Here is a 2158-nt window from a genome sequence, read left to right as displayed (position 1 = left end):
GAGATTATTTCGAGGTCGCTTTGACAAGATAGCGACGACCGAACGCCCGGTGTATCAACGCAGATGAGGATCTGCTATTCGAGACAGGCAAGCTCCACTGCAGACAAAAGCCATCCCGGTGCCGTATCGGCGGACACGGCGGATCCGTCAAGCTCCCGCGGTTCCCCCTGGCCTCAGGGCTTATTCGCGGACGAGGAGTGTCCGGCTGCAGCTGTCCTCTCGCCACGATTCGTTCTCACGACGTGAATCCCGGAATCCGGCAACGCCGTCAGCCCACGTTGCCGACCTCGGCGATCTTGATTCCAGATGCTCCTATGTTCAGGCAACGATTTTTGTTGCCTTTCTTGACGGTTGGAGGGCGTGGAAGATTTCGCGGGCGAGGTAGCGCTTGAGACAGCGCATGACCTCATTTTTGGTTTTCCCTTCGGCGAGGCGCCGCGCCATGTAGTCACGGGTGGGTTGGTGGCGGCGCAGCCGCACGACCAGGATGACATGCAGCGCCCGGTTGGCATCACGGTTGCCGCCGCGGTTGAGTCGGTGTCGGACGGTTTTGCCGCTGGAGGCCTGCAGCGGGCTGACTCCGCAGAGTTTAGCGAAGGCGCCGTCGCTGGTGATCCGATCGTGGTTGTCGCCGATCGCTGCCAGCAGCGTGGCGGCGGTGTCGGGGCCAACACCGTAGACGGCGCGCAACTGCGGTGCGGCGGTGGCGGTGATGGTGTCGATGTGGTGTTTGAGCCGGGCGGCTTCGACGTCGAGTTGCTCGCAGCGCGCCGCCAGTGATTTGATCGCCATCGTGATGGCATCGGTTGGACTGCTTGGCGTTTCGGACTCAGACAACTGTTTGCAGGCCTGGATGAGACGCTTTTTGTAGAGGCCGGCCAGCTGTTCACGCAGCGCTGCGGGAGCGGTGACCAAAAGGTCCTGCAGGGCGGTGTAGGCCTTGGCGCGGGCGCGCACCGCACTGGTACGGGCCACCCGCAGCACCCGCACCATTTCGGCAGCACCGTCGGCGGACTTGGGGTCGCCGAGGGCTTCGCCGGCCAACACGATCGCGGCGGCTCCGGCCGCATCGGTGTCGTCGGATTTGCCGTAGCGTGCCCGGCGCTGCCGTTTGGGGCGGCCGACCTCGGTGACCGCGATGCCCTCGGCGCGCAGGTAGCGGGCCAGGCCCGCGCCGTAGTGGCCGGGGCCTTCGATACCGACGATGACGAGCTGGCCCAGCCCGTGAGCCCAGGACACGAATTGACGGTACCCGGCGGTGCTGGCTGCCATGCGGTGGCTGCCCAGCGGACGGCCCAGCTGATCGGCGGCGTGGGCGACGTGGAACTGCTTGTGCGTGTCGACACCGACGGTGACCTGTGGTTGGGTGGATGCGGCGATGGTGGATTGCATTGCGGCCTTCCTGTGACCGGGATTTCCTGGATGGGGTGAAAGGGCGAAGCCGTCGGGCGGGGACGATACTGCTACGGGATGCTTGGTCGCGCTCCTATCAGGTCATTCCGTCCGGCGGTTCCGCGCCGAACCAGGCACGGTCGACGGATCTGACGATTGCAGGCACGCCACACTGCTCGCGGCCGGTAAAGAAATGAGTCAGACCGCACCGGTTCGGACGCGGACCCTACCGACGCCCCGCTTCGCGAGGCCGCGGAAACGCCGGTAGTTCTTTAATAGCAGTAAGGAAACTTCTCACATGCTGCGTCGGGGGCGTGATGCATCACGTCAAGTTGCCCGCGAAACCTGATCCATGCATCACGTAAGGAATGCCCGCGAAAACGAGGTCAACTGGCGGTCTTGTTCTGGATGCGGATGCCGGATCTGACCTCGGGTAGGGCGGTGGGGATGGCGGCGAGGTAGAGGTGTTCGGTCTTGTTCTTGGCGAGTCTGAGCAGGGCGGCTTGTAGATCGGCGATCTGGCGTGCGATCGCGGCGGGGTTCAGGGTGTCGCGGTAGGCAAGCAGCTCCGATTCTTGGGCTGGCGAGAGGACCCCGGCTGCCAGCAGCCGGTCCAGTGGGGTCATGGGCTCGTCGTAGAGGCGGCGGCGCTGGCCGTCGCGGCCAGCGCCGTAGCCGATGGGTTTGATGGCTCTTCGTAATTCAGAGTGCATTGACAAGTTGGTGGAGTGCTCCGCTGTGTAGTAGTGAGCGCCAACGGTAGTGG

The 2158-nt window shown here is 64.4% G+C and carries 2 protein-coding genes; both read right to left on the bottom strand.

Annotated elements, in window-relative coordinates; all coding sequences use genetic code 11:
* Positions 1 to 318: 318 nt before the first annotated feature.
* Positions 319 to 1392, bottom strand: a complete 1074-nt coding sequence (locus AWC08_RS08845) for an IS110 family RNA-guided transposase (protein ID WP_008256196.1) — start codon at positions 1390 to 1392, stop codon at positions 319 to 321.
* 386 nt (positions 1393 to 1778) lie between these two features.
* Positions 1779 to 2105 (bottom strand): hypothetical protein, encoded by a 327-nt coding sequence (locus tag AWC08_RS08840; protein ID WP_033711234.1) that lies wholly within the window; start codon positions 2103 to 2105, stop codon positions 1779 to 1781.
* Between the last annotated feature and the right edge of the window lie 53 nt (positions 2106 to 2158).

Source organism: Mycobacterium gordonae, assembly GCF_002101675.1.
GTDB classification, from domain to species: domain Bacteria; phylum Actinomycetota; class Actinomycetes; order Mycobacteriales; family Mycobacteriaceae; genus Mycobacterium; species Mycobacterium gordonae.
Note: the sequence above shows the minus strand (reverse complement) of the source record. Positions and strands in the feature narration are given on the sequence as shown.